We start from the raw sequence: 24,353 nt of genomic DNA, 5'->3' as shown, positions 1-24,353 counted from the left end.
GATGCGGAGGATCGTCACTTGCCGAACTGCTCCAGGAAGCGCACGTCGGAATCGTAGAGGATGCGGATGTCGGGAATGCCGTGCCGCGAGATGGCCGTGCGGGCCGGGCCCATCCCGAAGGCCCAGCCGGTATAGCGCTCGCTGTCGAGCCCGGCGGCCTCGAGCACCGCCGGATGCACCATTCCCGAGCCGAGGATCTCCACCCAGCCGCTCTGCTTGCACACGCCGCAGCCGTCGCCGCCGCAGACGCCGCACTGCACGTCCATCTCGGCGCTGGGTTCGGTGAACGGGAAGTAGCTCGGGCGGAAGCGCGTCTTGGTGCGCGGCCCGAAGTAGCGGCGCGCGAAGTGCGACAGCGTCGCCTTGAGGTCGGCGAAGCTCACACCTTCGTCCACCACCAGGCCCTCGATCTGCGCGAACATCGGCGCGTGCGAGGGATCGAAGAAGTCGCGGCGGTACACGTTGCCCGGCGCCAGGATGCGGATCGGCGGCGGATACTGCTGCATCGTCCGCACCTGCACCGGCGAGGTGTGCGTGCGCAGCACCTGCTCGCTGCCGAGGTACAGCGTGTCGTGCAGGTCCATCGCCGGATGGTCGGGCGGGAAGTTGAGCGCACCGAAGTTGTACCAGGCGTGCTCGGCCTCGGGACCCAGCGCGATCGTGAAGCCGAGCTCGCGGAAGATCTCGGCCACTTCGTCGATGACCATCGAGACGGGGTGCACCGTCCCGCGCCAGCGATCGCGGGCGGGCATCGTGGGGTCGAGCTTCGGTCCGGATTCCGCCGCCTTGGCCGCGAGCTGCGCGCGGCGCAGGTCCAGCGCCTCTTCGAGCGCGACCTTGAGGGCATTGGCCTTGGCCCCGGCCTCGCGTCGCTCCTCCTTGGGCAATTCCGCGAGCGCCGAGAGCAATCCGGTCACGGCGCCCGCCTGCCGGCCGACGAGCGCGTTGCGGACGGCCGCGAGGGCGTCACTCGACTCGGCACCGGCGATCTGTGAGGGAGCCTCGCGCTCGAGCTGGCTGAGGCGGGCGAGGAATTCCTGGAGGGTCATTAGCGGACGGAGGACGGATGACGGAAGCGGCAAGCAAAAAACTAACGGCCGGACAGGGACGGAGCGACGGGCCTCGGTGCCTAGAAACGATCCGGGGGGCGACCAAGCTGGCCACCCCCCGCATCCGTCATCCGTCATCCGTCCGCTACTTCGCCGCCGTGAGCGCCTTCTTTGCGCGGTCAGCGAGCTCCGTGAACGCGGCCGCATCGTGCACGGCCAGGTCGGCCATGATCTTGCGGTCGACTTCGACGCCGGCGGCCTGGATGCCGCTGATGAACGTCGAGTAGGTCATCCCGTTCAACCGGGCGGCGGCGTTGATGCGCATAATCCACAGCTTGCGGAAGTCGCGCTTCTTGGCCTTGCGATCCCGGTAGGCGTACACCCACCCGCGCTCGACGGTCTCCTTCGCGGCCTTCCACAGCTTGGAGCGGCCACCGAAAGCGCCCTTGGCGTGCTTGAGGATCTGCTTCTTGCGCTTAAGGCGCACCACATTCGACTTGACGCGTGGCATAGTCGGGTCTCCTTAGGCCTGCAGCAGGCGCTTGAGGTTCTTCGCTTCGCCGTTGGTCGCGACGGTCGTGGGACGGCGCAGGTTGCGCTTCCGCTTGGAGGTCTTCTTGGTCAGGATGTGGCTCTTGAACGCCTTGAGCCGGCGCACCTTGCCCTTCCCCGTGACGGAGAAGCGCTTCTTGGCGCCCTTGTGGGTCTTCATCTTCGGCATATATCCGCCTTTCTCACTTCGGCGTGAGGATCATGGTGAGTGCCTTCCCTTCGAGCTTGGCCGGGGTCTCGACCTTGGCGACATCCGCCAGGGCCTGCGCCACCCGCTCGACGACTGCCATACCGAGCTCGGGGTGCGCGATCTGCCGACCGCGAAACATCAACGTCACCTTCACTTTGTTGCCGTCTCCGATGAATGACCGGGCGTGATTGGTCTTCGTGTCGAAGTCGTGCTTCTCGATGCCGGGACGGTACTTCACTTCCTTCAACTGAATCACGTGCTGCTTCTTCTTCGCCTGCCGCGCCTGCTTGGCCATCTCGAACTTGTACTTCCCGTAGTCCATAATCCGGACCACCGGGGGCCGAGCCAACGGTGCCACCTCGACCAGGTCGAGCGCGGCCTCATCGGCCATCTTCAACGCGACATCCACCTCGAGGACCCCCAACTGCGCCCCGTCGGCGCCGATCACGCGCACCGGGGAGATTCGGATTTGCCGATTGATGCGGGGCCCGCGGTTTTTGGTATCCTGGATACGACGACTCCTGACGAAGGGGAAAACAGAACGCGAACCCCGCATTCGGAGTCCGCGCCATAACACACCGAACCGCACGAGTCGCCTCGCGCGGGGTGGCTTGTCCGGACTCCTGCAGCTCAACTCTCAGTGACGAGAGAGGCCAGAGGGTGGCACCGGCGCCTGCCGGTGCGCTTGCTGGTTGCTGAACGGTGCTAAAGCTAGGTGGGATGCGGGGTTGGGTCAAGCCTCTGCACGGGAGAGGGGAGGCGGGAGGCGGGTGACGGGAGGGAGATGGGAGGGGGGAGAGGACCAGAGAGAGGGGAGATGCACGGAGAAAAGGCAGATGCGCTGTGAAAGGGGAGAAGCTCGGGAGAGGGCCCTCTCCCAACCATCTCCCCTCTCTCAACCATCTCCCCTGTCCCAACTCCCCGCCGTCACCCCCCTCCCCCTCTCCCCTCTTCCACAAAGGAAAACCCACGCTCCCCCCGTACGATCCTCCCCCACGGCACCCGCGAATCGTGCTCAAACACCACCAACCATCCCCCCGCCGCCGCGTCCGCCCACAGCGTCCGCTTCGATTCCAGCGTCACCAGCGGCTCCACGTCGTAGCCCATAATCCACGGCAGCGGCACGTGGGCCGCGGTCGGACAGAGGTCGGCCAAGAACACCGCCGTCTCGCCCTCGCTCTCGATGACGATGCTCTGATGCCAAGGCGTGTGGCCGGGCGTGTGCCGCATCCGGATGCCGGGCACGAGTTCGACGTCGTGCTGCACGAGTTCCAGTTGGCCTGAGGCCCGGAGCACATCCCAGTTGCGCGGGAAGTAGCTGGCGGCCGTGCGCTCGTTGGTGTGCGTGGCGTACTGCATCTCGCCGGCGTGCACCAGGTACCGCGCGTTGGGGAAGCTCGGAACCACCTGGCCGTCCTCGAGCGCGGTGTTGCCGCCGGCGTGGTCGAAGTGCAGGTGCGAATTAATGACCACGCGCACGTCCGCCGGCGCGTAGCCGGCCGCCGCCAAGGCGGCCTCGAGCATCGTCCGGTAACCAGGGACGCTGTTCTCGATGCCATAGATGTCGAGGAACTTGGCGTCCTCCTTGTTCCCCACCCCGGTGTCAATGAGCACCGGGCCCGCACTGGGATGCTCGATGAGCAGGCAGCGCATCCCCAGCGGGATGCGATTGCGCTCATCGGCGGGGATGCGGCGCTCCCACAGCGGCTTGGGGACGACGCCGAACATCGCGCCGCCGTCCAGTTGCTGGCCGCCGGCCTGCAGGGCGTGGATCGTGAGGGCGCCGAGGCGGCGCGACTCGTGGAGGGGGGTCGGGGCGCTCATATCGATGCAATCTATCCATCGCGCGGGGCGCAGCGCGCGCATTAGCTTGGGGCGATGCCCCACGATACCGCGCTGATCGGGACCATCGCCACCGGCATTGGGCTGGCCTTCCTCCTCGGGATGCTGGCGCAGCGGCTCAGGCTGCCGCCGCTGGTGGGCTATCTCGCCGCGGGCATCGTCGCCGGGCCGTTCACGGCGACTGGCGTCGAGGCGGACGCCGGGCTCGCCTCGCAGCTCGCCGAGATCGGCGTCATCCTGCTGATGTTCGGCGTCGGCATTCACTTCTCCATCGACCAACTCCTCGCGGTGCGCCGCATCGCGGTGCCGGGCGCCGTCGTGCAGATCACCGTCGCCACCGCGCTCGGCGCGGTGATGGCGCACTGGTGGGGATGGAGTTGGGGCTCGGCGCTGGTCTTCGGCCTCTCGCTGTCAGTCGCCAGCACGGTGGTGCTGCTGCGAGCGATGGAAGAACGCGGCGCCCTCGACACCTCCGACGGCCGCATCGCGGTGGGCTGGCTGATCGTCGAAGACCTCGCGATGGTCCTCGCGCTGGTGCTGCTCCCTGCCCTGGCCCTCCCCTTGGGGGGCTCGCCGACCGGACTCGCAGCCTCCGCGGCGCAGGGCAACGTCTGGGTGGCGGTGGGCATCACGATCGCGAAGGTCGTGGCCTTCCTCGCGCTGATGCTCGTGGTCGGGCGGCGCGTGGTGCCCTGGCTGCTCGAGCGCACGGCGCGCACCGGCTCGCGAGAACTGTTCACGCTCGCCGTACTCGCGGTTGCGCTGGGCGTGGCGGTGGGCGCGGCCGCGCTGTTCGGCGTCTCGTTCGCGCTCGGCGCCTTCTTCGCCGGCGTGGTCATCAGCGAGTCGGACCTGAGCCATCAGGCCGCCTCCGACGCCCTGCCCCTGCAAGACGCCTTCGCAGTGCTGTTCTTCTTCTCGGTGGGGATGCTGTTCGATCCCTCCATCGTCATCGAGCAGCCCTTCCGCCTGCTCGGTGTCATCCTCGTCATCATCGTCGGCAAATCGCTGGCGGCCTTCGCCATCGTGCTGGCCTTCGGGCATCCGATTCACCGCGCGCTTGTCGTGTCGGCATCACTGGCGCAGATCGGCGAGTTCTCGTTCATCCTCGCGGCCCTCGGCGTCTCGCTGGGGCTCCTGCCCGTCGATGCGCAGTCGCTGATCCTGGCCGGCGCCCTGTTCTCGATCACGCTCAACCCGGTCGCATTCTCCATCGCCGGCCCGATCGAGCGCTGGGTGCGCGCGCGGCCCAAGCTGCAGGACCGCCTCGAGCGCGTGGACGAGCACGATCCACTGCGATTCTTCCCCGACGCCGAGCACGACGGTCCCACTGGCCACGCAGTGCTGGTGGGTCACGGGCGCGTGGGTTCGGTCGTCGCGTACGCGCTCTCGCAGTCCGACATCCCCTACGTGGTGATCGAACAGGACCGCGGCGCCGTGGACTCGCTGCGTCGGCTCGGCGTGCCCGCCATCTACGGCGACGCCACCAGGCAGTCGGTGCGGGAGCAGGCGCACATCCGCACGGCACGCCTGCTCATCATCACCACGCCGGATCCTTACCAGGCGCGCAGCATCGTCGCCGCGGCGCGCCGCGAGTGCCCGGACCTCAACACGGTGGTACGCACGCACTCGCAGGCGGAGCGCGACTTCCTGCGCCAGCTCGACGTCGGACGCGTGATTATGGGTGAACGGGAGCTGGCCTATGGGATGGCCCACTTCTCGCTGACGGCGATGGGGCGCACGGACCAACACGCCGACGAGACCGTCAGCGAACTGCGCGCACTCGACTGACTAGGCGCCGTCGGCGCCGTTGCTGAAGCCCGGCAAGGCGCTGCGCCGCGCGCGACTCGTGCGGCGCGCCAGCAGCTCATCCAGCTCGCTCCAGGTGTGGACGCCGCGATGCGAGGCATCACGCAACAAGCGGCGCAGCACCTCGGCCGTGGCCAGCGCATCGCCGCTGGCGCGGTGGCGATCGTGGATCGTGACGCCGTAGTGCGCGCTCACGGCGTCGAGATTGCGCCGCGGCAGGTGGCTGAGCAGCCGGCGCGCCAGCCGCACCGTGCACAGCTGCCCCATCACCAGCGCACCGAGCGGCGTCGGCGCCACGCGCGCGAACTCGGCGTCGAGGAAGCCGAAATCGAAGGACGCATTGTGCGCGACGAACACCCGCCCCACCAAGTGCGCCGCCAGCTCGCCGGCGATGTCCTCGAAGCGCGGCGCATCGCGCACCATCGCATCGTCGATGCCGGTGAGCCGCGTGATGTACCAGGGAATCGGACGCGCTGGGTTCACAAGGGAATGAAACGCGACCGAGGTGGCCGCACCGTCCACGTGCACGGCGGCCACCTCGGTCACACGATCCGCTCCTCCGGGCTGTCCCCCCGTCGTCTCGACGTCCACCACGACGTAAGGGAGGCTGTGCAGGTCCATCCCGCAATCTAGCGGGCGCTGCGGGAGCTAGGGCTTCAGTTCCTCGCCGACCGGCGTCGCCTCTTCCGGAGCTGCGGTGAAGCCGCGCCACTTGCCCGGCGCGCCGAGAATCACGCGAAACACCAGCGGCACCGGCACCATCTCGAACTCCGACGTGCGCTGGTACTCGTAGCGCCCTTCCACGTGCACGACGCGCTCGGAGATCATCCGGCGCTCGGCGCCGAGCTGCAGCGAGATCTGGGCGATGCCGTCAGTGAGGCGGCTGCGGAGGTCGTCACGCATCGAGGCCGGATCGGCGGTCGCCATCAGCGAATCGATGGCGCCGGTGAACGCGGCGAGAAATGTCGCGCGGCCGAGGGCGATGGCCTCGGCGTGCGTCGGCACGTGGGCGGCGGCAGGCGCCGCTGGCGGCGCGGGAGTCGGGGTCGGCTGTTGGGCGGCCAGCGGCGCGGCGCCGAGGACCAGCGCAGCGAGCGCCGTGCCGCGGCGCACCAAGGACATCACAGACGGCTTACGCACAAGGAATCTCCAAAGAGGGGACGGAGCGCCGTACGCCGGCGCGGCAACGGGGGTTACAACCGTGCCGTCTTCCCTATTGAGTCGGGCGCCAAGGCAGAGTACATTGTGAAAGATTTCACAAACCTATGCACTCGCCTACCAAGCATATCGCCGAATCCACCGTCCGCCGGCTCTCGCTCTATCTCCGATTTCTGGAGGAGTTCGAGACCCGCGGCCAATCCACGGTCTCGTCCGGCGAGCTCGCACGCTCCGGCGGCACGACGTCGGCGCAGGTGCGCAAGGACCTTTCGTTCTTCGGATCCTTCGGCAAGCGCGGCCTCGGCTACGGCGTGAAGGATTTGATCGCCTCCATCCGCGAGATTCTGGGGCTCGAACAACCCTGGCCGGTGATCATCGTCGGCGCGGGCAAGATCGGCGCGGCCCTCGCCACGTACCGCGGCTTCACCACGCGCGGCTTCCACGTGGTGGGTGTCTACGACAGCGACCCAGCCAAGGCAGGCCTGCAACTCGAAGGCCAGACGGTGCGGCACGACCGCGAGCTCGAGGCCGACATTGCCACGCACAAGCCGCGCATCGCGGTGCTCGCGGTGCCGGCCGAAGCGGCGCAGGCGATGGTGGACCGCGTCGTCGCCGCCGGCATTCAGGCCATCCTGAGCTTCGCCCCTGCCCCGCTGCAGGTTCCCGCCGGCGTGACGCTGCGCGCGGTGAATATGGCGACCGAGCTCGAGATCCTCGCCTATTCGCTAACGCACGGCGCGTAGCAGACGCAGGAAGTCCACGGGCGCGAGCGTTTCCGGCCGTGCCTCGGGATCGATGCCGGCCTCCAGCAACGCGGCATCGGCACGCGGCGCATCCCAGCCCTTCACCGTGCGCAGGACGCGGCGCATCTGCTTGCGCCGCAGACCGAAGGCGCCCTGCACCAGCAGGCGGAACGGCTCCTCCTCGCCTTCCTCGAGCAGCGGCGTGGCGCGCGGCACGACGCGGATCACCGCACTCTCCACCTTGGGCGGCGGCGTGAAGGACTTGGCGCCCACCGTGAACAGCAGCTTCGCCTCGGCCAGTGCCTGCACGTTCACGCTCAGCGCGCCGTAGTCCTCGCTGCCCGGCGCGGCCACCACGCGGTCGGCAACCTCCTTCTGCACGAGATACACGGCGCGCGTCGGCCGCGGGCGCTGCATCGCGTGAAAGAGAATCGGCGTGGTGATGTTGTACGGCACGTTGCCGGCCAGCAGGTAGGACCCGCCGGCCAGCGCGCCCAAGTCCTGCTCCAGCACATCGCCCTCGACGAGCGTGAAGCGCGGCTCGTCGCGCCAGCGCGCGGCGAGGATCGGCGCGAGTTCGCGGTCGAGTTCGATGGCGATGACGCGTCCGGCGCGCGTGAGCAACTGCTCGGTGAGCGCGCCGCGTCCGGGGCCGATCTCGATGACCGTGTCGTCGCGGGTGACCGCGAGCGCGTCGGCGATGCGGCCGAGCAGGCGCGGGTCGGTGAGAAAGTGCTGGCCGAGGCGCTTCTTGGGGCGCGGGAGCGCGTCGCTCACGGCGGCCCCATCACGCGTGCCTCAGCACCACCAGGGCCTGATCGTCGTGTGGGCGGGCGCGGCCCATATGCCCTTCCACGAGCGCAAACACGCCGTCCACCACGCGCGAGGGCACTTCCTTGCGCCGCGCGCGCAGCACCTCGAGCACCGCGGCCTCGCCGAGGGCCTCGCCGCGCGCATTGCGTGCGTCGGTGATGCCGTCGGTGAACAGCGCCAACAGGTCCTGCGCCGGATCCCAGGCGCGCTCGTTCACGTGCAGTTCGTCGGGGCCGAGGCCCAGCGGCGGGTCGGTGGCCTCGAGCCGCCGCGGCACGCCGTCCCCGCCGATGACGAAAGCGTGCGGATGCCCCGTGTTGGTCCAGCGGATCGTCCGCGCCTCGCGGTCCACCACGCAGTAGCAGAGCGAGAGGAACATCTCCGTCTCGCGCAGCTCTTCGTCGAGCGTCGCGAAGATCGCCGTCACCGTCTCGGCGGGGTCGGCGGTGGTCTGCGCGTGGATGGCGGAGGCGCTCATTACCAGCGCCATAATCAGCGCGGCACGATAGCCGTGGCTCGACACATCGCCCACCAGCACGCCGATGCGGCCGTTGCCGAGGTGGAAGAGGTTATAGAAGTCGCCGCCGACTCCGTCGGCCGGCTCCACGCGCACGCCGCAGAGCGCGTCCGGCGCCACCACCTCACCCGAGGGCAGCAGCTTCATCTGCAGGTCGTGCGCGAGGCGCATCTCGCTCTGCAGGCGCTCCTGGTCGAGGCTGGCGCGCACGAGGCGGGCGTTCTGGATGGCCGTGCCGATCTGTGAGCCAACGGCGGCGACCAGCTTCTCGTCGCCGGCCGTGAAGTTCTCGCCGCTGCGTCGGCCGCTCAGGCAGACGACCCCCAGCGGCACGCCGCCCTCCGGCGTGGTCCAGGTGATCGGCACCGAGAGCATCGCGCCCGAGCGGAACGGCGCCTCGAAGGGGCTCTCGAGCACGCCGGCGTTCACCAACAGCGCGTGCCGCGTACGGAACACGCGCGACGACACGGCGATGGGGTCGTCGGTGGGGATGGCGAGTGCCGGCGGTGCGTTGACGGCGCGCAGCGAGGTCACGGGGCGCAGCAGGCCGGCGGCGGGATCGTGCACCAGCAGCGCGCCATAATCCGCGCCCACGGTGTCGGCGACTTCCAGCAGGATGGTCTTGGCGGCGTCCTCCAGCGTCACCGTGCGGCCGAGGATCTCGCTGATGGAATAGAGGAGATTGATTTCCTCGTAGCGCTCCATCAGTTCGTCGGCGGCGTGGCTGGCCTCCCAACGCGACTGCAGCATTCCGGCGAGCAGGGGCACGAGTACGCGGATCCACTTACGCACCTCAACGTCGTCGTCGGCGACGGGGCCCACGCCGAGCCAGGCGCGCGTGCGACCGGGCACCCGGAGCACGAGCTGCGGCCCGAGCGCCGTCTCCCGCAGCACCGGCTCCGCGCCTTCGATGTGCGCGAAGCCCTCCGGCGGCGTGACGTCCCCGCCCGACGTGGCGGCCACCTCGAGCGTGGCGCCGGGCGCAGCCTGCGTCCACAGCGTGGCTCCGACGCCATAGGCTTCGGAGAACGCGTGCAGGACGGCCGGGAACTCGCTCACGCGGCGTGACCCCGGCGGCGCAGCGTCAGCCGCACGATGTTGCCTGACCCGCGGAAGGCCTCGACGCGGTCCACCAGCGCGCGCATCAGGAACAGCCCGCGGCCGTCTTCGCGCTCGAGGTTCTCTGCCGTGGTCGGATCCTCGGTGCAGGCGTCGAGGTCGAAGCCCTGCCCTTCGTCCTCGACCTCGACGATGAGCGCGTCGTCGGTGAACTCGACGCGCACGCGGACTTCCTTGGCGGCGTCCTCACCGTTGCCGCGGAGGATGGCGTTGGACAGCGCTTCGGTGAGCGCCACCGGCAGGTTCAGCGCGAGCTGCCGGTCGTCAAAGGCCTCGCCCGCGCAGCGGTGCACCACCGCCTCGACCACGCCTTCGATGTGCTGGAGCTGGCTCGGGATGCGCAGGGCCAGCGAACGCGACCCGGCCATTCAGAACGTCTCGAGCGCGCGTTCCCGGCTGTCGGAGATCTGGAACAGCGTGTCGAGCTTGGTCAGCTCGAACAGCGTCTGCAGGTCGTCGTTGAGGTTGGCGAGGCGGATGTCGCCGCCGAGTTCGCGCAGGCGCTTGGCCAGCGAGACCAGCACGCCGAGGCCGGCGGAGTCGATGTATCCGGTGCGGCCGAAGTCGACGAGGATCTTGCGGGCCCCAGTCTCGGCTTCGTCCAGCACCCGCTGCTTGAGCTCCTGGCGGTTGCTGACGATGAGCTGGCCCTCGATCTCGACGATGACGACCTCGCCTTGGCGGGATACGTGCAGGGGCATTCGGGACTCGCGCTGGGGTGGAGGAAGAAAGATACGCTCAGAACTTGCCGCGCAACGCCTTGGCGACGGCCGGGTGCACGAGCTTGTCGATGTCGCCGCCGAAGCGGGCCACCTCGCGCACCAGCGACGAACTCAGATAGCTGACCTCGAGCGAGGGCACCATAAAGATCGTCTCGATGCCCGGCGCCAGATGCCGGTTCATCAGCGCCATCTGGTACTCGTACTCGAAGTCCGCCACGGCCCGCAGGCCGCGCAGGATGACCTTGGCGCCGACTTCCTGCGCAAAGTTCACCACCAGGCCCTTGAACGCGCGGACCTCCACCCGCGGGTCGTCCTCGACGGCGGCGCGGATGAGCGCCACCCGCTCCTCTTCGGCGAAGAGCGGCTGCTTCGCCACGTTCACCGCGACGCCGACGATGAGCCGGTCGACGAACTGCAGCGAGCGGCGGATGAGGTCGGCGTGACCGTTGGTGATCGGGTCGAAGCTCCCGGCGTACAGGGCGGTCTTCGGCATCAGCGGGGGGCGCGGTAGATGGTCAGGGCAGTCTCGCCGTAGCGGCGACGGTCGGGAGCGGCATCGGCGGGCGCGGGCAGCGTGAGGCTGCTCGCGTGCTCGATGCAAAAGATGTCAGAGAAGGGCGTGGTGAGCCAGATGGTCGCGAGGCGCTCAGCGAGGTCGGAGGCGTAGGGGGGGTCGGCTAGGGCTAGCTGATAGGGACGGATGACGGAGGACGGATGCAACTGCAACGGCGACGGCAACGGCGACGGCAACTGCCACTGCGACTGCAGCTGCTGCTCTAGCCAGGTCGGGGCGCTGGCCTTGTGCACCGTGCTACGCGGGGTGGCGCCGAGGGTCTCGATGTTCCCCTGCAGCACGCGCAGCACCTTGGGGTCCTGTTCCACGAAGTCGCAGTGTTCGGCGCCGCGGCTCAGGCATTCGAGGCCCAGCGCGCCACTGCCGGCGCAGAGGTCGAGCACGCGGGCGTCGGGGATGTGCGGCTGGATGATGCTCATCCAGGCCTCGCGCACGCGGTCGGCCGTCGGGCGAACGCCGGCGGCCGGGACGGCGATGCGCCGGCCGCGCCATTGTCCGGCGATGATGCGCAGCTCAGACACCGGTCGGACGCAGGTCGAGGAGTGAGGCCTGCAGCGACGTCGCGCCGCGGTACTCGTTCACTTCCAGGCGATACACCATATCCACGGCGCTGTCGCGGGCGATCTCGCGGGCGCGCGCGGCCATTCCCCAGCCCACCGCCTCGCGCGGGCCGCGCTCGGTCTTGAACTCCAGCTTCAGCCCGTCCTTGCCGATGCTGCGCGCCCCACCCTGCAGCGGCACACCGCGCGAGAGTAGCACCGGGCCCGCGTTGCCCACGCCGAAGGGCTCCATAAAGCGGATCGCCGAGAGCAAGGCATCGTCAGCAGCGTGGATCGGCAGCTCGAGGTCCGGGCGCAGTTCCGGCACCAACTGTTCCTCGCTGAGCGCGGCAGCCGCGGCCGCCTCAAAGCGCTCGGCGAACTCGCCGATATGCTCCGGCGCGATGGTGAGCCCGGCGGCGGCGCGATGGCCGCCGTACTTCTCGAGCAGGTCGCCGCAGGACGTGAGCGCGGCGTGCAGGTCGAATCCGGGAATCGAACGGCCGGAGCCCTTCCCCACGCGTCGGTTGCCATCGTCGGTGACGGCGATTAAGAACGTGGGGCGATGCGTGAGCTCCACGATGCGCGAGGCGACGATGCCGATCACGCCCGGCTCCCAGCCGTCGCCGTGCAGCACCAGCCCGCGCGCGGCGTCAATGTCACGGCCATCCAGCAGGGCCTTGGCCTCGTCGAGGATGCGGCGGTCGAGCTGCTGGCGTTCGTCGTTGGCGCGATTGCACTCGGCGGCCAGGTCCATCGCGTGGCCGAGGTCCTCGGCGAGTAGCAGCTCCACGCCGGTGATGGCCTGGCGGATGCGCCCCAGCGCGTTGAGCCGCGGCGCCACGACGAAGCCGAGCCGACCCGCAGTCAGGCGCTTGTCGTCGAGCCCGGCGGAGCGGATGAGCGCGCGCAGGCCGAGGTTGCGCCGATCCGCTTGGCCGGGCTTGGGCGGCGTGGCCATCCGACGCAGTCCTTCGGCCACGAGGATGCGATTGTCGCCCACCAGCAGCGCGACGTCCGCGACGGTGGCCAACGCGACCAGCTCGAGCTGGTCGTCCAGCATCGCCGCGAGTTCCGCGCGTTCGCCCTCGCTGCGCTCGCCGCCCATCAACTGCACCAGCACCTGCGCGAGCTTCCACGCGACGCCGACGGCCGCGAGGTGGCGGTCGGCGCGTACGTCGACGTCCGGCTCGCGCTGCGGGTTCACCAGCGCGTAGCAGGGCGGCAACTCGGGGCCTGGCCGGTGGTGATCGGTGATGATGAGGTCCACGCCCGCCGCGCGCAGTTCGCGTGCCGGTTGCAGCGCCGTGGTGCCGCAATCACAGGTGAGCACCACGCGCGCACCGCAGTCCCGCGCCGCGCGCACACCCGCCGGCCCGAGGTCATAGCCGTCGCTGCGCCGGTCGGGAATGAACGGCGTCACCACTGCGCCGAGGGCGCGCAGCACGCGCGTGAGCAGTGCAGTGGACGAAATGCCGTCCACGTCGTAGTCGCCGTGGACGAGGATGGGTTCGCGCGCACGCACGGCATCGGCCAGGCGTTCGGCGGCGCGGCGCAGGTCGCTGAGCGATTCCGGCGGCGTGAGGTGCTCGCGCTGCGGCTTCAGGTACCGCGCGGCGTCGTCCACGGCCCGCACGCCGCGCACGGCGAGCAGGCGCACCAGGGTCTCGGGCAAGTCCGGCTTGCCGGCCCGCGCCGTGAGCTGCCGCAGTCCGGCGCTCAGCTCGGCGACGACGCCCGCATCAACGGCCGGGACGTCGCGCCAGCGCGCCCCGAGACGCGCTCGGCTCACGCCTCGTGGTACATCATCACGCCGCAGACTTCGCAGAGCTCGATGGCGCCGGTCGCGAGCATCGAGTGGCGACGCTGCATCGGGATGGCGGTGTCGCAGGCGCCGCAGGACAGCCCGTTGAGCGCGACGACGACGTGCACGCGCTTCTTGTTGCGCAGGCGGTCGTAGCGGCTGCGTAGCGTCGCCGGCACCGCCTTGGCCGTCTCGGCGCGCTTGGCCGAAGCCGTGGCGAGCTCGGCATCGAGCGCGCCGCGCTGCTCGGCGACTTCGCTGCGGGCCGTCGTCTGCTCGGCCTCGAGTGCCGTGAGGTCGTCCTGCGCGCCCTTGAGCACGCCGCGCATTTCTTCCAGACGGCGGTTCAGCGCCAGCAGGTCGCTCTCCTCACCGGCCACGATTTTCTTGGCCTGCTCCATCTGCGCGGCGGCCGCGGTGGCCTGCTTCATCGTCTTCACCGAATCGAACTGCGCCTGGTTGCGCTCGATCAGCTGGCGATGCTCGGCGATCTTGTCGCGCAGGAAGGCCTGCTTCTTCTCTTCCGCAGCCACGAGCGCCGCCTGACGCTCCACGCCATCCGCCAACTTCTTGCGGCGGGCGTCGAGCTCGGCGATGCGGGGGGCGAGGCCGGAGAGCTTGGTCTCGATCTCGTGGATCACGAGGTCGTCGGATTGGAGGGCTAGGAGTTGCTTAATGTCTGACACGAGTATTGGAAGATTGGAGTGAAAGCCGGAAGTGCGAGACGGGAGAGGGGGAGGTGGGTTACGGCGGGGAGACGGGAGAGGGGAGACGGTTGGGAGAGGGGAGAGGGCCACCGGCGCTTCCGATGCTCCCGATGCTCCCGAGCGAGAAGAGGGCTCCCGCGGCGCCCGAAGGGGCCGTGCGCGAAGCGGTCAGGCCCCGCAGGGCGTCGCGGGAGCCCGCGCCGTCGGAAACGCACCGAACGCGCCGAACGCCCGCAGTCTCCACGCAAAGATCACTCATCGCCGCACCGCCCCCCACTTCGGTACCCCAACCGCGCGCTTCTCCTCCGTCAACCGATTCATCTGCGCGATGATCGCGTCCTTCTCCGCGTCATCCGCCAACGGAAGTATCGACTTCAACGACGCGATCCGCGCATCGAGCGAACGCCCGCGGAGTTGGCGCATCGCATCGTGCACCGTCTGCTTCGCGTTCACCACCGCGTCCGCCTCGCCGCGTAGCGTCTCGTACACATAGATCTCCAGCGGCTCGAGATCGCTCGTGAACAGTTCTGGGTCGGCGTCCGCGCCGTGGCGCGTCGCGGCAGCGTAGAGCGCGGCGTACACCGGATCGAGCAATGCCCCGCCCCGCTCCTCGCCGAGGGCATCGCCCTCGGCTCCGTCGGGAAGTTCCTCCATCTCCAGCTTGCCAATTTCCTCGGCGATGAAGTCCTGCCACACCGGCTGGGTGAGGAGCACGCGGATGAGACTCTGTTCGGCATTCCCCTGTACTACGCTCGAACGGTACGGACCGCTCGGAACGAAGGGTGACGCGTCGTCGCCCGGCGGTGGCGCATCGGCGTCGCGCGAGCCTGCGCCCTGCGGCCGTGTCGCGCCCGGCACGCCCGCCGCGCCAGGCGCGCGGCCGCTGGTGCGCGTCCCACGCCGCACCGCGTGCAGCTCCTGCAGCAGCACCTCGCGCGCGATGCCCGCCGCCTCGGCGGCGCGCGCCAGATACAGGTCACGGGTAATCGGATCACTGGCGGCGCGAATCGTCGGCAGGAGGCGGTCGAGCGCGCGCCGCTTGTGCTGGAGGTCATTGAACCAGCCGGCGCGTTGCAGCAGCTGCACCTTGCGGTCGAAGATGTCCATCGCCTGATCGATCATCGGCTCCAGACCGGCGCGGCCCTTGGCGCGCACGAAGGTGTCGGGGTCTTCGCCGTCGGGCAGCGTCACGACGCGCACCTCGAAGCCCTTGGCGAGCAGCACATCGCCGGCGCGGAAGGTGGCCTTCTGGCCCGGGCCGTCGGAGTCGTAGAGCAGCACGGCGTGCGTCGTGAACTTCGCCAGCAAGTCTGCCTGGCCGTCGGTGAGCGCGGTGCCCATCGGCGCGACCACGTGCTCGACGCCGGCATCCACGAGGCGCAGCGCGTCGAAGTAGCCCTCGACGACGATCACGCGGTCCTCGCGGCGGATGGCGTTGCGCGCCGCGCCGAGGTTGTAGAGCAGCCGGCCCTTCGAGAAGATCTCGCTCTCGGAGGAGTTCAGGTACTTCGGCTCGCCGGGGCCGAGCAGACGCCCGCCGAAGCCCACCGTGTGGCCTGACTGGTCGAGAATCGGGAACATCAGGCGGTCGCGGAAGCGCGGGCGCGGCTCCGGCGCGTCGTCGCGCTGCAGCAGGATGCCCGCCTGCACCGCCCGCTCCAGTGGCACGCCCAGCCCTTCGAGATGCGCACGCAGCGCCTGCGGATCGCGCGGGGCGTAGCCCATCCCGAAACGCACGGCGGTGTCGCGCGAAACCTCGCGCTCGCGCAGGTAGGCGCGGGCGGCCTCGCCGGCCGGCGCGTCCCACAGCTGCCGCTGGAAGTATTCGCTCACCGTGCCGTGCAACTCCCAGAAGGGTTCGCGCGGATCGGGGCCTTCGCGCTTGCGCTGCACGTCCTGCACCTCGATGCCACTCTTGGCGCCCACGTACTTCACCGCCTCGACGAAGCTCATCCCCAGGCGCTTCTGCACGAAGGTGAAGACGCTGCCCTTCTCGCCGCAGACGAAGCAGGTGTAGCCGCCGCGCGGCATCACCGAGAAGTTGGCGTTGGTACCCTGATGGAACGGACAGGGGCCGCGCCACACGCTGCCCGTCTTCTTGAGCTTCACGTGCTCGCCGATGATGGCGACGATGTCCGCCGCCTGCACCACCTGCTCCACCACCTCGTCGGGGATCACGCGAGCTCCGCCACCGTCACGCCGGCACCGCCTTCGTTCCAGGCGCCCAAGCGGTACGACTTCACGCGCTTGTCGCCCTTGAGCAGCGCGTTCACCCGCTCGCGCAACGCGCCCGTGCCCTTGCCGTGGATGATGCGCAACGCGTGCAGGTCGGCGCGGTGCGCAGCGTCGATCGCCTGCACCAGCGCGTCGTCCAGTTCGTGCACGCGCATCCCGCGCAGGTCCACCTCGGTCTTGGCGACCACGTCCGGCACGTCCACGATCGCCAGCGGGACCGCCGCCTCCTTGGTGTGGCGCGCCGACAGGCGACGCAACGCCGAAAACGGCACGGTCATCTTCAGCGCGCCCACCATCACGACGGCCTCGTCGCCGCGGCGCTCGAGCAGCTTGCCGGTCTTACCGCCGAGCGTGGCGACTTCCACGGCATCGCCGAGTTCGACGACGGCGCCGCGCTTGTCGCGGGCCTTGCCGCCATCTGCGCCCGCCCGGCCGGCCGCGCTCGCCGCGCCGGCCACCGCTTCGGCGGCCTCGCGCGCCTTCCAGATCGCTTCCTGCGCCGCGCGCTCCTCGGCGTCGAGTGCTTCGAGGGCGTCGCGCTCGCGTCCGGCGCGTCGCTCCAGCGCGCGCCGCGCCTCGACGGCGGCCGCATCCACTGCCGTAGCAGGGGCCGATGCGTCCGTGGCCGCCCCGAAGGCCGACGCCTGCGCCGCCGCCTGCTCCCGCAGCCGCGCGATCGTCGCTTCGACCTCCTGCCGCGCCTCCAGCAGGTACTTCCGCGCCCCGCTGCGTGCCTCGCGCTCGACTTCACGCTCCCGCGCCGTGAGCGTCGCCTCACGCTCGGCCACACGCCCCGCACGACGCTGCAGGTCCGCCTGCTGCGCGGCGACCTCGCGCTCTCGCGCCGCCAGTGATTCGGCGCGCGCTTCGACATCCGCGAGCAGCGCGCTCAGGTCCCGCTCCATCGTCGGCACGCGCTCCTCGGCGCGCGCGATCACCGCCGCGTCCATCTGCAGGCGCTGCGCGATCGCCAGGCCGTACGAACGTCCGGGGATGCCCTTGATCAGCCGATAGGTCGGCGCGAGGCGCTCGGCGTCGAACTGCAACGAGGCATTCACCACGCCCGGCACTTCGCTGGCCAGCTCCTTCAGCGCACCGAGATGCGTCGTGGCGATCGTCGTCGTGCCGCGCCGCGTGAGCGTCTCGAGGATCGCGCCGCCGAGCGCGGCGCCTTCGAGCGGGTCGGTGCCGGAGCCGAGTTCGTCGATGAGCACCAAGGCATCCGCCGAGGCGTGGTCGACGATCTCCTTGAGGTGCTTGAGGTGCGCCGAGAACGTGGAAAGCGAGGCTTCGAGCGACTGTTCGTCGCCGATGTCGGCGAACACGTCGTCGAACACCGGTACGGTGCTCTCGAGGCCCACCGGTGCCGGGATGCCGCACTGCATCATCAGGGCGATGAGCGCCAGCGCCTTGAGCAGCACCGTCTTGCCGCCCGTGTTCGGCCCCGACACCAACAGCGTGCGTTCGTCGGGCGCCATCGAGAGGGCAAAGGGCACCACGTCCACGCCCTGCGCCAGCAGCAGCGGGTGTCGCCCATCGCGGATCTGCCAGCCCTCGCGCGCCGGCGCGAGGTCCGCCGGGCTGCAAACTGCCGCCAGCGCGTAGCGGGCACGGCCATACAGCGCGTCGAGCGCGACGAGCGCGTCCCAGGCATCGGCAAGCGCCTCGCGCTCCGGGCGCAGCAGTTCCGTGAGTTCGGCGAAGATGCGCTCGCACTCGCTGCGCTCTTCGCCTTCGAGCTCGCGGATACGATTCCCTGCCTCGACCGCCGCCGGCGGCTCGACGAACACCGTCTGCCCCGACTGCGAGCTGTCGTGCACGATGCCGCCGACGACGACGCGGCCTTCGCGGCGCACCGGAATCACCCAGCGCCCGTTGCGCAGCGTCACCGAGGCGTCGTCCACGCGGTGATGCGGCTCCAGCTTGGCCATCAGGCGTTCGAGCAGGCGCACGATCTCGCCCTCGGAGGCGCGCAGCTCGCGGCGGATGCGGCGCAGCGCCGGCGAGGCGTCGTCCTTGAGCTCGCCCTCGTCGGTGAGGACGCGGTCCAGCTGCTGCTCCACCTGCGGCAGCGCGATCAGACGATCGGCCAGCGCGGCCAGCGGCGCACGCGCGGCCGGCGGGGAGGCCTCGTCGCGCAGGGCCTGCTGCGTGAGGCGGGCGCTGCGCAGCAACGTGCACCCGCCGCGCAGTTCGCTGCCGTTCCAACTCGCACCGGCGACCCGCAGGCGCGCGAAGGCGGCTTCGAGTTCAGGGATGGCTTCGGGCCGGAACGGCTGCTCGGCCTCGCAGAGCGCGCGCATCGCCGCCACACGGGCGTGCTCGGCGTGCAGCGCAGCCAGGGCCTCGGTGCGGTCCACGTGTGTGCCCCCGACGCGCGTCGGGCGCAGCGCGCGAATGCGTGCTGCGCCCGGCGTAGTGGACGCGTGCCCCGCGACGTAGTCGAGCAGTCGCGCGAATTCGAGGACGTCGAGCACGTGGGCCTGGACCGTCACGGGGACGTCCCGAGCTCCTCGCGCACGATCCGGTTGAGGACGTTGCCGTCCACCCGGCCTTTGTAAGCGGGCATCACCTTGCCCATCACGGCGCCCATCTGCTTGGCGCCGGCGGCGATGGCGGCGCGCACGGCAGCGCGGATCTCATCGTCCGAGGGGGCGGCGGGGAGGTAGACCTCAAGGGCCTCCGCCTCCCGCCGCTCGGCCGCCGCAAGTTCCGGACGGCCACCAGTCTCGTACATCTCCACCGATTCCCGCCGTCGCTTGATCGCCTTGCGGAGCACGTCGATGACATCGTCATCGGTGGGTGCGCGCTTGATCGCGATCTCGTGATTGCGGATGTCGGACAACACGGTGCCCAGCAGCAGGACGCGATCTTTATCCTGTGCCTTTCGGGCGACGTTCAGCTCGCCCTGCAGCCGCGTCGCCAACTCCGACATCAGTGCGTGCGGGTGCGACGGTTCTTGCGCTGCGCGGCGTTGAGCTTCCGCTTCCGCTTCTCGCTCGGCTTCTCATAGTGACGATGCTTGCGCAGGTCCGCGAGGATCCCGGCCTTCTCGCACTTCTTCTTGAAGCGCTTCAGCGCGCGCTCGAAGTTCTCGTCTTCGTGGATGACGATTTCCGACAAACTGATTTCCCCCCTTGAGTGGCGTGATTAGCGCCCGAAGATGGTAGCCGTGTAAGTTAAGGTGGGGTTTGGGTTTGGGCAAGCTGGGAGGGGGGAGAGGGGGAGGGGGGTGACGGCGGGGAGATGGGAGACGGAAGAGGGTTGGGAGACGGGAGAGGGTTGGGAGACGGGAGAGGGTTGGGAGACGGGAGAGGGTTGGGAGACGGGCGATGGTCTGGGAGAGGGGGCCTTCTCCCGCCGTGTCCCGTCTCTCAGCCCTCTGCCCCCGCCTGCCTCCCCGCCCTCACCCCCCTACCGCCTCCCCTCTCCCACTCGTGAGGCCAACCACTCTCCGCCTAAACTCAGCCACCGAAAACAGCTCCGCCCGCGCCACGCAGTCAGTCGAGCGCACGCCAGCCTCCTCAAGCCGCCGCACCGCGTCCACGATCGCCTCAACGGACTGGGCCTCAAAGAACACGCCCGTCCGGGCTTCTCCCTCTCCGACCACGGTCTCGCGGGCGCCGCCGCGGCCGTACGCGACCACCGGGGTGCCGGCGGCCATCGCCTCGACCGGGGCGATGCCGAAATCCTCCTCGGCGGCGAAGACGAAGCCGCGGGCACGCTGCAGCCACTCGCGCAGCTCGGCGCGCGGGACGCGGCCCTGGAACGTCACGTTCGGTGTCGCGGCGGCGCGGGCCTTGGGCATCTCGGGGCCGTCGCCGATGACGACGAGGCGCCGCGTCGGCATCTGGGCGAAGGCTTCGACGATCAGCGGGATGCGCTTGTAGGGGACGAAGCGCGAGGCCGTCACGTAGAGGTCGTGCTCGCGTGCCACGCCGGTGGGCTGACCGAAGTACTCCGTCTCCACCGGCGGATACAGCACCTCGCTGTCGCGGCCCCACACGCGATGCACCCGCTCGGCGATGAAGCGCGAGATTGCCAGCACGCGCGTCGGACGGTCAGCGCTGCGACGGTCCCAGGCGCGGATGCGCGCGAGCAGCGCGCGGGCGGCGACGCCCTTGAGGCCGCGCGAGAGTCCGGCCTCTTCGAGATACTGCTCCTCGAGATCCCAAGCGTAGCGGATCGGCGAACAACAGATGTTCAGGTGCTCGGTCCTCCCCGACGTGCGTGCGCCCTTCGCCACGGCGTGGCTGACGCTGATGACGAGGTCGTAGTCGCTGAAGTCGAACGACTCGATCGCCCGCGGCATCAACGGCAGGAGGCGACGATGATGGCGCGTGGCGCCGGGAATGCGCTGCAGCCAGGAGGTGCGGATGCGGCGATTGCCGATCAGGGCGCGCAGCGACGGGACAGGGTCGGCAATCAGCGTGTAGAGGTCCGCGTCCGGGAACAGCTGGCAGAGCTGGCCGGTGATCTCCTCCGAGCCGCCGTGCGTGAGGAGCCACTCGTGGACGAGCGCGACCCTCACCCCGGCGGCCACTTCATCGCGCGCCCGCCGAGGAGGTGCATATGGAGGTGGGGCACGGTCTGCCCACCCTGCTCCCCGGTGTTCACCACCGCGCGATAGCCGCCCTCGGCGATGCCGAGGTCCTTCGCCACCTGCTTGGCCAACGAGGCCACGGCGCCGAGCACCGAGCCGTCGGGCATCTCGTTCATCGAGCTGTAGTGCTTCTTCGGAACGACCAGCACGTGCACTGGCGCCTGCGGCGCGATGTCGTGAAACGCGAGCGCGTGCTCAGTCTCGGCGACGATGGTCGCCTCGATTTCTTTCTTCACGATCTGACAGAAGAGGCACTCGGTGCTCATACGGACCCGATGAAGTTGGTGTCGGCCGCAGGGCGCGGCTCAGAAAGGTAGCGCGGCGCGCGCGACGGCGATGGCCGCCACCGCCGCCGTCTCGAAGCGCAGCACGTTCGGCCCGAGGGCGGCCGGCCGGAAGCCCGCCGCCTCGAGCGCGGCGCGCTCGGCAGGTTCGAAGCCGCCTTCCGGCCCGACCGCGACGCTGATGCCACCCTGCGCGGGCGCCGCTGCCGCCGCGGTGCCCGAGCCGACGCTCCCACCTCCGGCACCGCGGAGCACCTCCCACACCGACGGCGCCCCTGCGTCGAGCACCAGCGCAATGCCCTGAGGCGCAGCACTGATCGCGTGCTCCACCGATGCGTCGGGATACATCGTCGGCAACCAACTGCCACCGGACTGCTCTAATGCGCTGATCATCCGCGCACGCAGCTTCTGCTGGAACACCGGCCCCTCGCCGCGCGGATTCACGTGCTTGGAGCGCCGGTAGAGCACCGGCCGCCAACTCGCGACGCCGAGTTCCGTGGCTTTCTCCGCGAGCCACAGCATCCGATCTTTGTCCGCCACCGGCAACAGCAGGTGCACCGGCGCCGGCGGCTCGCTATACGCGGCTGCTTCCACCGCCACCGTCGCGTGGCGCTTCGCCAACTGCGTGAGCACGCCTTCGCCGCGCGTGCCCTGCCCGTCGAGCAGCCGCACGCGCGCGCCGATCTCCAGGCGCCGCACGCGCATATGGTGCGCCGCGTCTTCGCCGAGCGTCACCTGCGACGGCGCGGCGAAGGCCTCGTCGGCGAAGAAGGTCGGCAGGCTCACGCGGCCGTGACGGAAATGGTCAGCACACTCACGCGGCCGTGACGGAAGAGGTCAGCCCACTCACGCGGCCTTCGTGCATCGCACGCTCCACCACTGGTCTTCGGCGTCCTCGGCGTCCAAGCGCCAGCCGCCATCGCGCAGCGCCGTGACCATCCGTTCACGCTCCTCGCGCAGGATGCCCGAGAGGATGATCACGCCGTCGTCCGCCAAGGTCATCGCCATCAGCGGCAGCAGGTCCACGAGCACCGACGAGATGATGTTCGCGAGGATCACGCGCACCGGCGCCACCAGCGGCAGGAACAGCGACGCGTCGCCTTCGAGCGCCGCCACGCGATCGCCGACGCCATTGCGCGCGATGTTCTCCTCGGCGTTCCCCGTGGCGTCGGGATCGATCTCGATCGCATACACGCGCGCCGCACCCAGCTTGGCCGCCGCGATCGCCAACACCGCCGACCCCGAGCCGAGGTCCGCCACCGCATCACCGGTGCGGATCACGCCCTGCATCAAGCGCACGACGCCGCGCGTCGTCGGATGCTCGCCCGTGCCGAAGGCCATCGCCGGCTCGATGACGATCGTCGTCGCCGGATCGCACCCCGCGGCCAACCACGGCGGCGTCACCATCAATGCGCCAAGCTGATGCGACGTGATGCGCTCCTTCCACTTCTCGGCCCAGTCGGTGTCCTCGAGCGGGCTGATCTCCGCGCGCAACGCCGGATCTGCTGCCTTCACCGCGCGGACGAACGCGTCTGCGTCGGTGGACGCGGGCAGATGCGTCACGAGCGCGTCGTCGAGCTCGTGCAGGCCCTCGGCGCCGGCTTGGAACATTGCGGCGGAGACGTCTGGCTTCTTCCCCGTTGAAGAGGGATGGAGTGAAACGCGGGTCCAGCTCTTCGTCACTGGCTGGGAGGTGGGAGGTGGAGAGGAGGGTGACGGGAGGGAGATGGGGAGAAGGACGATGGTTGAGAGAGGGGAGATGGTTGAGAGAGGGGAGATGGTTGGGAGAGGGGAGAGGGTTGGGAGAGGGTGGAGAGATGGAGCCGTGTTCCGTCTCTCCCGTCGTGTCTCTCCTGCCATCTCCCCGTCCTAACCCACCTCCCGCCTCCCGTCTCGCAGCATCACCCTAAGGCTTCCTTCATCTTCGCCCAAAAGCCTTTCTCGCGCTTCTCCGGCGGTCGCGCCTGCACCTCGTGCAGCTGCTCGATCAGCTTCGTCTCCTCCTTCGAGAGCTTCGCCGGCGTCCACACCTGCACGCGCACGTGCAGGTCGCCGGCGCCGCTGGCGTTCACGCGCGGGAGGCCGCGGCCGCGGAGCACGAAGACTTCGCCGCTCTGCGTGCCTTCGGGCATCCGCAGCGTGAGCGGACCGGTCACGCCGGGCACGTCGAGGTCGGCGCCAAGGACGGCCTGCGGGTACGTGACCAAGACTTCGCAGTAGAGGTCCTCGCCGTCGCGCTCGAAGCGATCGTCCTCGAGCACTTCGAACACCACGATGACATCCCCGCGCGGACCGCCACGCACGCCGGCGTTACCGACGCCGCGCAGGTGCATATACTGGCCCGTCGCCACACCGGCTGGGACCTTGAGGTCGATCGTGTGCTCGCCGCGCTCGCGACCTTCGCCGCGGCACTCCTTGCAGGGCGAGGCGATCATCACTCCCTCGCCGCGGCAGGTGGGGCACGGCGCCACCGACACGAACTGCCCGAAGAAGCTCTGCTGCGCGCGGCGCACTTCGCCTTGGCCATTGCAGGTCGTGCAGCGCGACGGTGACGTCCCCGGCTCCGCGCCCGAGCCCGTGCAGCGCGTGCAGGGGTCCAGCAGCTTCAGCTTGATCGTCTTCGTGACGCCCGTCGCCACCTCGAGTATCGTCAGCTGCATATCCACCTTCACGTCGGCGCCGGCGCGCGGCCCCGACGACTGCCGGCCACCCTGCCCGCCGCCGAAGATGTCGCCGAGCCCGAAGTCGCGCATAAAGATGTTCAGCGCTTCGGACAGATCGACGTGGTGGAAGCCCCCCGCGCCGCCCATCCCGCCTCGCAGGCCCGCCTCGCCGTAGCGATCATAGGCCGCGCGCTTCTGCGGATCGCGCAGGACGTCGTAGGCCTCGGTGATCGCCTTGAACTGCTCCTCGGCTTCCTTGGAGCCCCCGTTGCGGTCGGGATGGAACTTGGTCGCCAGTTTCCGATACGCGGACTTGATGTCGTCGTCGGAGGCGGATTTGGGGAGTCCGAGGGTTGCGTAGTAATCGGCCATTTGAGCGTAAAACTAGTGGGAGACGGGAGGTGGGGAGGTGGGTGGCGGCGGGGAGATG

General features: G+C 69.7%; 26 protein-coding genes. 2 read left to right on the top strand and 24 right to left on the bottom strand.

All coding sequences use genetic code 11. The features are described 5' to 3' along the window. Positions 1–14: 14 nt before the first annotated feature. The 5 genes from pheS to KF689_05575 all read right to left on the bottom strand — a co-directional run bounded on the left by pheS (position 15) and on the right by KF689_05575 (position 3,615). A complete protein-coding gene (gene pheS / locus KF689_05595; GenBank protein ID MBX3132844.1) occupies positions 15–1,049 on the bottom strand; it encodes a phenylalanine--tRNA ligase subunit alpha in 1,035 nt (344 codons plus the stop codon). A gap of 145 nt (positions 1,050–1,194) precedes the next feature. Continuing rightward, entirely contained in the window at positions 1,195–1,560 is a 366-nt protein-coding gene (gene rplT, locus KF689_05590) for a 50S ribosomal protein L20 (GenBank protein MBX3132843.1), read from the bottom strand. 12 nt (positions 1,561–1,572) lie between these two features. Then, positions 1,573–1,770 (bottom strand): 50S ribosomal protein L35, encoded by a 198-nt coding sequence (rpmI, locus tag KF689_05585; protein ID MBX3132842.1) that lies wholly within the window; start codon positions 1,768–1,770, stop codon positions 1,573–1,575. A 13-nt stretch (positions 1,771–1,783) separates the two neighbouring features. Beyond that, a complete protein-coding gene (gene infC, locus KF689_05580) occupies positions 1,784–2,347 on the bottom strand; it encodes a translation initiation factor IF-3 (GenBank protein MBX3132841.1) in 564 nt (187 codons plus the stop codon). A 371-nt stretch (positions 2,348–2,718) separates the two neighbouring features. Further along, complete coding sequence (locus tag KF689_05575) at positions 2,719–3,615, bottom strand: MBL fold metallo-hydrolase (GenBank protein MBX3132840.1); 897 nt, start codon at positions 3,613–3,615, stop codon at positions 2,719–2,721. Between the two features lie 54 nt (positions 3,616–3,669). Between KF689_05575 and KF689_05570 the strand changes: the two genes are divergently transcribed. After that, the gene (locus KF689_05570; GenBank protein MBX3132839.1) at positions 3,670–5,424 is read left to right on the top strand and encodes a Kef family K(+) transporter; all 1,755 of its coding nucleotides are present in this window, start codon (positions 3,670–3,672) and stop codon (positions 5,422–5,424) included. On the opposite strand, the gene KF689_05565 is transcribed toward KF689_05570, so the two are convergent. Both KF689_05565 and KF689_05560 read right to left on the bottom strand, forming a co-directional pair. Then, positions 5,425–6,063 (bottom strand): 3'-5' exonuclease, encoded by a 639-nt coding sequence (locus KF689_05565; GenBank protein ID MBX3132838.1) that lies wholly within the window; start codon positions 6,061–6,063, stop codon positions 5,425–5,427. A gap of 27 nt (positions 6,064–6,090) precedes the next feature. Next, positions 6,091–6,582, bottom strand: coding sequence for a hypothetical protein (locus KF689_05560; GenBank protein MBX3132837.1), 492 nt, complete (start codon positions 6,580–6,582; stop codon positions 6,091–6,093). 125 nt (positions 6,583–6,707) lie between these two features. Between KF689_05560 and KF689_05555 the strand changes: the two genes are divergently transcribed. Then, positions 6,708–7,343, top strand: a complete 636-nt coding sequence (locus tag KF689_05555) for a redox-sensing transcriptional repressor Rex (protein ID MBX3132836.1) — start codon at positions 6,708–6,710, stop codon at positions 7,341–7,343. Here the strand turns inward: KF689_05555 and rsmA are convergent. The 17 genes from rsmA to dnaJ form a co-directional block, all read right to left on the bottom strand. Further along, positions 7,326–8,120 carry a ribosomal RNA small subunit methyltransferase A gene (gene rsmA, locus KF689_05550; protein MBX3132835.1) on the bottom strand — a complete coding sequence of 265 codons (795 nt, stop codon included), beginning with the start codon at positions 8,118–8,120 and terminating at the stop codon, positions 7,326–7,328. The genes KF689_05555 and rsmA overlap by 18 nt on opposite strands. A gap of 10 nt (positions 8,121–8,130) precedes the next feature. Beyond that, entirely contained in the window at positions 8,131–9,732 is a 1,602-nt protein-coding gene (locus tag KF689_05545) for a SpoIIE family protein phosphatase (protein ID MBX3132834.1), read from the bottom strand. Continuing rightward, the gene (locus KF689_05540) at positions 9,729–10,160 is read right to left on the bottom strand and encodes an ATP-binding protein (GenBank protein MBX3132833.1); all 432 of its coding nucleotides are present in this window, start codon (positions 10,158–10,160) and stop codon (positions 9,729–9,731) included. Before KF689_05540 ends, KF689_05545 begins: the two co-directional genes overlap by 4 nt. After that, positions 10,161–10,493 (bottom strand): STAS domain-containing protein, encoded by a 333-nt coding sequence (locus KF689_05535; GenBank protein ID MBX3132832.1) that lies wholly within the window; start codon positions 10,491–10,493, stop codon positions 10,161–10,163. It lies immediately after the preceding gene. 37 nt (positions 10,494–10,530) lie between these two features. Next, positions 10,531–11,007, bottom strand: coding sequence for a pantetheine-phosphate adenylyltransferase (gene coaD / locus KF689_05530; GenBank protein MBX3132831.1), 477 nt, complete (start codon positions 11,005–11,007; stop codon positions 10,531–10,533). Further along, positions 11,007–11,609 carry an RsmD family RNA methyltransferase gene (locus KF689_05525; GenBank protein MBX3132830.1) on the bottom strand — a complete coding sequence of 201 codons (603 nt, stop codon included), beginning with the start codon at positions 11,607–11,609 and terminating at the stop codon, positions 11,007–11,009. Before KF689_05525 ends, coaD begins: the two co-directional genes overlap by 1 nt. Beyond that, positions 11,602–13,419 (bottom strand): single-stranded-DNA-specific exonuclease RecJ, encoded by a 1,818-nt coding sequence (gene recJ / locus KF689_05520; protein MBX3132829.1) that lies wholly within the window; start codon positions 13,417–13,419, stop codon positions 11,602–11,604. The genes KF689_05525 and recJ overlap by 8 nt, the downstream gene beginning before the upstream one ends. Further along, on the bottom strand, positions 13,416–14,117 hold the full coding sequence (locus KF689_05515) for a hypothetical protein (protein ID MBX3132828.1): 702 nt from the start codon (positions 14,115–14,117) through the stop codon (positions 13,416–13,418). Before KF689_05515 ends, recJ begins: the two co-directional genes overlap by 4 nt. 276 nt (positions 14,118–14,393) lie before the next feature. Further along, positions 14,394–16,316, bottom strand: coding sequence for a DNA primase (gene dnaG / locus KF689_05510; GenBank protein MBX3132827.1), 1,923 nt, complete (start codon positions 16,314–16,316; stop codon positions 14,394–14,396). After that, the gene (locus tag KF689_05505) at positions 16,313–18,868 is read right to left on the bottom strand and encodes a Smr/MutS family protein (GenBank protein MBX3132826.1); all 2,556 of its coding nucleotides are present in this window, start codon (positions 18,866–18,868) and stop codon (positions 16,313–16,315) included. The genes dnaG and KF689_05505 overlap by 4 nt, the downstream gene beginning before the upstream one ends. Next, positions 18,865–19,299 carry a GatB/YqeY domain-containing protein gene (locus KF689_05500; GenBank protein ID MBX3132825.1) on the bottom strand — a complete coding sequence of 145 codons (435 nt, stop codon included), beginning with the start codon at positions 19,297–19,299 and terminating at the stop codon, positions 18,865–18,867. Before KF689_05500 ends, KF689_05505 begins: the two co-directional genes overlap by 4 nt. Before the next feature lie 8 nt (positions 19,300–19,307). Further along, on the bottom strand, positions 19,308–19,496 hold the full coding sequence (gene rpsU / locus KF689_05495) for a 30S ribosomal protein S21 (GenBank protein ID MBX3132824.1): 189 nt from the start codon (positions 19,494–19,496) through the stop codon (positions 19,308–19,310). 283 nt (positions 19,497–19,779) lie between these two features. Next, the gene (locus KF689_05490; protein MBX3132823.1) at positions 19,780–20,685 is read right to left on the bottom strand and encodes a glycosyltransferase; all 906 of its coding nucleotides are present in this window, start codon (positions 20,683–20,685) and stop codon (positions 19,780–19,782) included. 215 nt (positions 20,686–20,900) lie between these two features. Beyond that, a complete protein-coding gene (locus KF689_05485) occupies positions 20,901–21,242 on the bottom strand; it encodes a histidine triad nucleotide-binding protein (protein ID MBX3132822.1) in 342 nt (113 codons plus the stop codon). A gap of 39 nt (positions 21,243–21,281) precedes the next feature. Beyond that, positions 21,282–22,046: an RsmE family RNA methyltransferase gene (locus tag KF689_05480; GenBank protein ID MBX3132821.1), complete on the bottom strand. Its 765-nt coding sequence runs from the start codon at positions 22,044–22,046 to the stop codon at positions 21,282–21,284. A gap of 60 nt (positions 22,047–22,106) precedes the next feature. Further along, a complete protein-coding gene (locus KF689_05475) occupies positions 22,107–22,871 on the bottom strand; it encodes a 50S ribosomal protein L11 methyltransferase (GenBank protein MBX3132820.1) in 765 nt (254 codons plus the stop codon). A gap of 290 nt (positions 22,872–23,161) precedes the next feature. Continuing rightward, positions 23,162–24,295, bottom strand: coding sequence for a molecular chaperone DnaJ (dnaJ, locus tag KF689_05470; GenBank protein ID MBX3132819.1), 1,134 nt, complete (start codon positions 24,293–24,295; stop codon positions 23,162–23,164). Positions 24,296–24,353: the final 58 nt, after the last annotated feature.

It is taken from the genome of Gemmatimonadaceae bacterium, assembly GCA_019637355.1.
GTDB lineage: Bacteria > Gemmatimonadota > Gemmatimonadetes > Gemmatimonadales > Gemmatimonadaceae > Pseudogemmatithrix.
This window is presented reverse-complemented; position numbering and strand designations above follow the sequence as displayed.

Coding starts and splice junctions, on each gene's coding strand:
- KF689_05540 (MBX3132833.1), bottom strand. CDS start 10,160: ATGGCCGGGTCGCGTTCGCTGGCCCTGCGCATCCCGAGCCAGCTCCAG.
- KF689_05485 (MBX3132822.1), bottom strand. CDS start 21,242: ATGAGCACCGAGTGCCTCTTCTGTCAGATCGTGAAGAAAGAAATCGAG.
- KF689_05565 (MBX3132838.1), bottom strand. CDS start 6,063: ATGGACCTGCACAGCCTCCCTTACGTCGTGGTGGACGTCGAGACGACG.
- rpmI (MBX3132842.1), bottom strand. CDS start 1,770: ATGCCGAAGATGAAGACCCACAAGGGCGCCAAGAAGCGCTTCTCCGTC.
- dnaJ (MBX3132819.1), bottom strand. CDS start 24,295: ATGGCCGATTACTACGCAACCCTCGGACTCCCCAAATCCGCCTCCGAC.
- KF689_05570 (MBX3132839.1), top strand. CDS start 3,670: ATGCCCCACGATACCGCGCTGATCGGGACCATCGCCACCGGCATTGGG.
- KF689_05490 (MBX3132823.1), bottom strand. CDS start 20,685: ATGCCGCGGGCGATCGAGTCGTTCGACTTCAGCGACTACGACCTCGTC.
- KF689_05475 (MBX3132820.1), bottom strand. CDS start 22,871: ATGTTCCAAGCCGGCGCCGAGGGCCTGCACGAGCTCGACGACGCGCTC.
- KF689_05535 (MBX3132832.1), bottom strand. CDS start 10,493: ATGCCCCTGCACGTATCCCGCCAAGGCGAGGTCGTCATCGTCGAGATC.
- pheS (MBX3132844.1), bottom strand. CDS start 1,049: ATGACCCTCCAGGAATTCCTCGCCCGCCTCAGCCAGCTCGAGCGCGAG.
- KF689_05575 (MBX3132840.1), bottom strand. CDS start 3,615: ATGAGCGCCCCGACCCCCCTCCACGAGTCGCGCCGCCTCGGCGCCCTC.
- rplT (MBX3132843.1), bottom strand. CDS start 1,560: ATGCCACGCGTCAAGTCGAATGTGGTGCGCCTTAAGCGCAAGAAGCAG.
- KF689_05555 (MBX3132836.1), top strand. CDS start 6,708: ATGCACTCGCCTACCAAGCATATCGCCGAATCCACCGTCCGCCGGCTC.
- infC (MBX3132841.1), bottom strand. CDS start 2,347: ATGCGGGGTTCGCGTTCTGTTTTCCCCTTCGTCAGGAGTCGTCGTATC.
- coaD (MBX3132831.1), bottom strand. CDS start 11,007: ATGCCGAAGACCGCCCTGTACGCCGGGAGCTTCGACCCGATCACCAAC.